At 63.2% G+C, this 6,562-nt stretch carries 6 protein-coding genes; 5 read left to right on the top strand and 1 reads right to left on the bottom strand.

Annotated elements, in window-relative coordinates; all coding sequences use genetic code 11:
• The first annotated feature begins 206 nt into the window (after positions 1-206).
• The 5 genes from GXY33_13100 to GXY33_13080 all read left to right on the top strand — a co-directional run bounded on the left by GXY33_13100 (position 207) and on the right by GXY33_13080 (position 6,211).
• Complete coding sequence (locus tag GXY33_13100; GenBank protein ID NLX06069.1) at positions 207-1,328, top strand: exo-alpha-sialidase; 1,122 nt, start codon at positions 207-209, stop codon at positions 1,326-1,328.
• 99 nt (positions 1,329-1,427) lie between these two features.
• A complete protein-coding gene (locus GXY33_13095) occupies positions 1,428-2,510 on the top strand; it encodes a substrate-binding domain-containing protein (protein ID NLX06068.1) in 1,083 nt (360 codons plus the stop codon).
• Complete coding sequence (locus GXY33_13090; GenBank protein ID NLX06067.1) at positions 2,497-3,276, top strand: prepilin-type N-terminal cleavage/methylation domain-containing protein; 780 nt, start codon at positions 2,497-2,499, stop codon at positions 3,274-3,276. Before GXY33_13095 ends, GXY33_13090 begins: the two co-directional genes overlap by 14 nt.
• A gap of 48 nt (positions 3,277-3,324) precedes the next feature.
• On the top strand, positions 3,325-5,616 hold the full coding sequence (locus GXY33_13085; GenBank protein NLX06066.1) for a hypothetical protein: 2,292 nt from the start codon (positions 3,325-3,327) through the stop codon (positions 5,614-5,616).
• 253 nt (positions 5,617-5,869) lie between these two features.
• Positions 5,870-6,211, top strand: coding sequence for a cupin domain-containing protein (locus tag GXY33_13080; protein ID NLX06065.1), 342 nt, complete (start codon positions 5,870-5,872; stop codon positions 6,209-6,211).
• Positions 6,212-6,215: 4 nt separating this feature from the next.
• Here GXY33_13080 and GXY33_13075 read toward each other — a convergent pair.
• Positions 6,216-6,562 (bottom strand): hypothetical protein (locus tag GXY33_13075; GenBank protein NLX06064.1); only part of this gene is annotated, 347 nt, incomplete at its 5' end.

The raw sequence follows: 6,562 nt of genomic DNA, 5'->3' as shown, positions 1-6,562 counted from the left end.
CCAACATTATACCTGAAGCCTTTGGCGAGTGCAAGGGGAATTTCTGGAATCTCCCGCTGGCGGGGGATGGGCCGGAGGAACGGCGGTTGGGCCGTCGGCGGTCCAAGACCCTGTGGGTTGCCGCGGGCCCAAATGGATGAAAAACCGTGAGATTTGCGCCGCCCGTCGCTATCATCGCTCGCCAGAGTTGGTGACGAGGATGAACGATGAAGATTGTTGATCGCGGCGTTGTGGTTGAAGGCGGCGAAGAGGACCGGCGGTCGTGCGCGTTTGCGGGCGTGTGCGTTTTGCCGGGCGGGCGATGGGTGTGTGGATTTCGGGCTGCGCCGACCAAGGCGGCGACGGCTGGGCAGCAAGCGATGGTGAGCTGGTCGGACGACGAGGGCGCGACGTGGTCGTCTCCGGCGGCGCCGTTCGAGCCTCCGGCCCTTGAGGGGCGGCAGGGGAGTTTTCGCGGTGTTTATCCGACCAGCGTCGGCGCGGGTCGGCTGTTGGCGTCGATCATGTGGGTGGACGTGTCGGACCCGGCGCTGCCGTTTTTTAACGAGCAGACGGAGGGGCTGCTGGATACGCGGGTTTTTCATGCCTGGTCGGCCGATGGCGGAGCGACGTGGACGAGGCCGCAGCCTATGGATACGTCGCCCTTTGACGTTCCGACGCCGCTGACCGGACCCGCACTGGTGCTGCCGGACGGCGAACTGGCGTGTCAGTTCGAGTTGAACAAGCACTACTACGACACTTCGGTCTGGCGGCACAGTTCGGTGCTGATGTTCTCGAAGGACGGCGGGCGGAGTTGGCCGGAGCATTCGATCGTCAGCCACGATCCGGCGAATCGGTTTTTCTGGTGGGATCAGCGGCCGGGCGTTCTTGAGGACGGGCGGATTCTGGTTCCGTTCTGGACGTATGACAATCAGGCGGCGACGTATTTGAACATTCACGCGCGGGAGTCGTTGGATCGCGGGCGGACGTGGTCGCCGCTGTGGGATACGGGCGTGCCGGGTCAACCTGCCCAGCCGGTTTCTCTGGCCGACGGGCGGGTGGCGATGGTGTATGTGGATCGGACGGCTGAGCCGGTGATCAAGGTCCGGGTGAGCGGCGATCATGGGCGTTCGTGGCCGGCTGAGACGGAACTGGTCATCTCGCAGCCGGCGTCGGCGAGTCAGACGTGGAACAAGGGTTCGATGCAGGATGCTTGGGCGGAGATGGGCAAGTTTTCGTTGGGGCTGCCGGCGACGGCGCGGCTGGGCGATGGGGACGTGCTGGTGGTCTACTATAACGGTCCGGCGACCGATCTGACGTCGATTGAGTGGGTCCGGCTGCGGGCGTAGCGGGGCGGTTGGCATCCGGTTGAGAAGGGTATTGACAAGTTCTGTCGTTTGTGGTCCAATTATTTCGAAATAAGTTATTTCGAAATAAAGGCGATGTTGATGCCCAGACGACTGGCGGCGACGAAACATTTCCGGCTCTCCCAGCGGCTCCGGCAAGAGTTGCGGGCGATCCCGGCCGGGCAGCAAGTGCCGACGGTGCAAGAGCTTAGGGCGTCGCACGGGGTGTCGATCGCGACGGTGGAGCGGGCGTTGCGGCGGCTGGAGCGGGAGGGGTTGATTCACCGGCCGGCGGGTCGTCAGCGGTTTGTGGTGGCGGAGGTTCACGACCGGGCGTTGCGTCGGATCGCCCTGATCCGGCCGGATTACCCTTCGTCGAATGCCGATGCGATCTGTCGGGCGGTGGTGGAGGCGGGGCGAGGGTATGACTGGTCGTTTGACCTGAGCAGTTTCCGCGATCTGGGTGGTTTGGACCTTGGCCGGGCGATCGGGGAAGCCGACGCAGCGGTTTTTTTGCCGTCTTCCGAGGCGTTTCCCGGACACCTGCTGGACGCGCTTCGCCAGCCGCGCAAGCCGCTGGTGGTCCTGCATCAGCACGTGGAGATAGGGACGGCGAGCAGCGTGAGCGTGGACGACCGGCAGGTGGGTCGGCTGGCGGCGCGGCATCTGCTCGCGTTGGGACACCGGCGGATCGCGATCACGCTGGATCAGCCGCACGATTCGACGGTGATGGAGCGGCTGGCGGGATGGCGCGAGGCGATGGCGGAGGCTGGGCAGTCGGGGTTGGATGATCTGATTCTGGATTGTGGCGTGGAGTCGGGCGAGGATGCGCGGCAGGTGGCGTATCGCAGTTTCCTTCGGCGCCTGGAGGCGCCGGTGGCGTTTACCGGGTTGTTCTGCATTTCGGCGTTTGGGGCGATGGGGGTGCTGCGGGCGCTGCGGGAGCGGGCGGTGGCGGTTCCGGATCGGGTGAGCGTGGTGGCGTACGGCGATGAGGTGGGTTTGGGTGCGTTTTTGAATCCGCCGCTGACGGTGGTGGAGATTGACGTGAAGGCGTATGGACGCGCGGCGGCTGAGATTCTGGATCGTCAGTTGACCGATCCGCAGAGTCCGGCCAGACAGGTGGTGATTGCGCCGCATCTGGTGGTGCACGAGACGGGAGAACGACGCCATGAACAGGGATAGAACGTTGAGCATCCGGATGTGCGGCAGCGGTTTGAGCGGCTTTACGTTGATAGAGCTTCTGGTGGTGGTGGCGATCATCGCGGTGCTGGTGTCGATTTTGCTTCCGGCTTTGACGTCGGCGCGGCAGAGCGCGCAGTCGGTGGCGTGCGGGTCGAACCTTTCGCAGATCGGGCGCGGGCTGTTCATGTTTGGGGATGAGAATGACGGGTTGATCCCGATGGGCGAGTACCTGGGCGGCAAGTGGGAGATCTGGTGGCCGGTGTCGGTGCTGTCCATGATGGGGCCGGTGGTGCCCGAGACGACGGCGAATCGCGGGATGTGGGGAGGGTATCTGGCGTGTCCGACGGCTGAGGCGGAGTTCGGCGCGAGCATCTGTTTCTCGTATGCGCTGAACTGCACGCTTCATGATTTGCCCGCGGATCGGCCCGATCCGGTATCGGGGGCGACGGGATTTCAGTGGCGAACGGGACGGATCGGCGAGATCGTCTATCCCAGCCGGTCGCCGGCGGTCATGGACACCTGGCAGCGGCGCGGTCAGGACTATTCTTATCCGCCTTACGCGCAGTTTTTCCATCCTTTCAACCTTCAAGGCAACCCGCCTCCGCGGCACGGCGGCGGGCATTCATCGGATCAGGCGACGTTCAATTCGGCGACCGTGTACGCGGGCGACGGCTACTTCAATATCGTTTACTTTGACGGGCACGTGGGGCGCGAGTCGTACGTTCCCGCATCGTGGCGGGGAACCACGCGCGACACGGTTTATTGAGCGAGCGGTGTTTGATCTTCGGCAAAGAACCCTTTCGGGAGGTATTCCATGAGGACGATCTGGCATCTGACGGTTGCGGTATGCCTTTGTGCGGACGTATGGGCGGCGGCGACTTCGCAGCCGGTGTTGACGGAGGCGGATGGTGAACTGGTTCTGTCGTCTCCGACGGGCATGCTGGTTTTTTCGGCCCGCGACGGCCACATCGTTCGGCTGACGAACGCGGAGGGCGCGGTGCTGGCGGGTCCGTCGGATCAGTCGAATCTGTGGTCGGTGGAGCCGGGCGTGCATCAGAAGAACTTCGGCTGTTTCATGTCGGGTCCGCCGTTGGGGAAACTGAATCGGGCGGTTTACGCGTCGACGTTCGGCGGCGAGGGGAACGGGTTTTCATGGTCGTGGGACCAGGAGGCGGGGCGGCTGACGATGGTGTACGAGAGTCCGCGCGAGCCGGTGCGGGTGAAGGCGGTCGTTTCGTCGACGGCGGATGGATTTCACTTCGAGCCGTGGATCAGCGTGGACGGGCCGCAGTCGGTTGACTTTCAGATGCCCGGACGGATTCGCGTCGACTACAAGACGATCGAGCGGTTCCACGTTCCGAACGACTACGCGGTGGCTTTGACGCCGAAGTTTTTCAAGGAAGGTCGAAGCTTCGCGCTGCGCTATCCGCCGGCGTTTTGCGACCTGGCGATGTGGACGCGGTCGGACGGGGCGGGTCCGGTGGCGATCTATCGTGCGGAGGCGGACCGGCCGATGATGCCGTCGACGTTTTCGCTGCTGGGCGGCGGGGCGGATCCGGACGCGGCGGGTCTGCCGTGCGCGTTTGGGCGGACCTATCACTTCTACGCGCCCGATAGCGCGTGGATACGCTGTCCGGCGTTCGAAATCGCGGTGGGTGCGGATATGCGGGCGATCGGCCGGCGGTACGGCGAGCTGCGGGAGCTTGGTCCGACGGTGGCTGAGAAGCTTCCGAAGGACTTCTACGAGACGCTGATTCGCAGCGTGATTATCAAGTACTGCTCGTCGACGGCGGCGGGCCAAGCGGCGGCGGCGCGGAGCGATTTTCGGTTGATGCGGGAGAATCTGTCGCGGTTCCCGTCGCCGTCGGTGATTCACAACGTCAGCTACATTTACTATGGTTTTGACCGCGGGTATCCGGACTACCTGCCGCCGGCGTGGTCGGGCGGCGGGCAGGAGGAGTTCGGCCCGCTGATCGATGCGATTCACACACAGGGCAAGCTGTGGATGCCGCACACGAACCCGACGTTCTGGAACATGGTTCCGAGTCCCGAGAACCGCACGCCGGGCCAGCACGGTGAGGAGCACTATCTGCGCGACGAGGCGGGCGAGTTTGTCTACAACGGCGGGAACTTCGATAGCACAGCGGGCGGCCGGATCGTCAGCCCGATGCATCCGACGGTGGTCGAGGTCAACCGGCGGATCATGGCTGAGTTTTGCGAGCAGTGGAAGGCGGACATGGTGTTCTGCGATCAGTTGGCCAACCGGTGGGGCGATTTCGATTACAGCCCGGCGACGGGCTATCCACCGCATGGGTACGTTCAGCAGCTTGCGGATTTGGCGGGCGAACTGAAGGCGATCGTGCCGCTGGCGATGGAAGGGGGGTTTGATATCCAGGTTCCGCACGCCGCGGTTTTTCATGCGATCAGTTGGCCGATGATGGGCGATCCGGCTGAGGAGACCGACTACAACGGCCGATACGGCAAGGACGGCTGGGAGTGGTCGCCGATGTTCCAGTACGCGATCCACGACCGGGTGATCAGCACGTTGCACAACCTGGGCGATAAGGTCGACAACCCTCAGCGGCTTTCGAGTGTTCTGGCGCACGGGTATTCGATCATGTCGAACGTGGGCGACGGCAACTGCGACACGCTGGCGGATGATTCACCCGAGATGCGGTGGCTCTGGTGGCTGGATGCGGTACAGAAGAATGTCGTCGCCCGTTATCTCGGCCGGGAGATGCTGGATTTCCGGTATGTGGGCAAGTATGTGGTGGCGACGAAGTATCCGGACTTGAGCCTGGTGGTCAATCTGACGAAATCGCCGTATGAGGTGGCGGATGCTGGAGTGACGCTTGGTCCGTACGGGTGGCGAGTGACCAGCGACGATGGGCAGTTGGAGGGCGTCTGTGCCGTCAAGGCCTTTGGTCAGGAGTTTCCATCTGCGGTGAGCGTCATCCGCGTCAGGACGGCTGAGGGAACCAGGGTGTGGCTGCACGCGGACCAGGCGGGTACGATCCAGGTGCCGGACTTCGACGGTGAACTCCATGCCGTTGAGCTTCCGCGGACGCCGCAGAAGGAAGCGATTGTCCTGAAGGCGGCGAAATAGCCTCAAAGACCCGGAGATTTTCCCGCCGAGGCGCGGAGACGCTGAGGTGAAGGCAGAAGAGGGTGTTATCAACATTTTTTCGCTTCGGCGGGAGCCTGCGGCGGTTGGCGGTGAATCTGGGGCGGATGTGGGACACTTTAGGCGGCGGCAGAATCCGCTGGCAGTTTTCGAGGATTCTGTTATCTATGGTCATTGGTATTCGGATGACGAAGAGCCGTCGCTTTGACGGTTTATCACTTTGGGGGACGCGATCATGCAGAAGCTGACGGGGTTTCCGGAGTTTTTGACCAGTTCGCACAACCTGGTTTGTGTCGGCGATCGGGCCGGCAACATTTCCGGCTACCTTTACGAGGCGGCGGACGGCGGGCAGGCGGTGTTCTGGGACTGCCCGGAGGGCGGGACGATGGAGGTGCACACGCATGAGGGCGACGAGTATTTTATCGTGCTGCAAGGGCAGTATTCCGGGGTGATTGACGGCCGGGAGATCATGCTCGGCCCCGGCGACGAACTGCTGATCCCAGCCGGCACGCCGCATAATGGGACGATGTCGGCTGGCTTTCGGGCGGTCGACGTCTGGGCCAAGCCGCGATTTTGACGGTCTACGACCCGGCGGCCGGTTGGGTCGCGGGGGAATTCGCCGCCGGTTGGGTTTGGGGCGGCATGGCGAAGTTTTTCTTTTCCGCCTGCTGTCGGACGGCCTGGATGACGGCGGCGCCGAGGGTTGAATGGTTGGAGTCGCCGCGTTTTTTCATTTCCTGGGCGATGTAGGTTTTCCGCTGTTCGTTGAGGTCGGCGATCTGCTGTTGGATGGTCTGGCGTTGTTCGGTTTTTTCGCGGACGTACTGCTGACGCTGTTCGGCGGTCATGTTTTGCATGGCTTCGGGCAGGTCGGTTGTTACGATCTTTTCGAGGTCGACCGCGCTTTCGCGGACGGCGTCGACGAGGT

It is taken from the genome of Phycisphaerae bacterium (assembly GCA_012729815.1).
Taxonomy (GTDB): domain Bacteria; phylum Planctomycetota; class Phycisphaerae; order JAAYCJ01; family JAAYCJ01; genus JAAYCJ01.
Note: the sequence above shows the minus strand (reverse complement) of the source record. Positions and strands in the feature narration are given on the sequence as shown.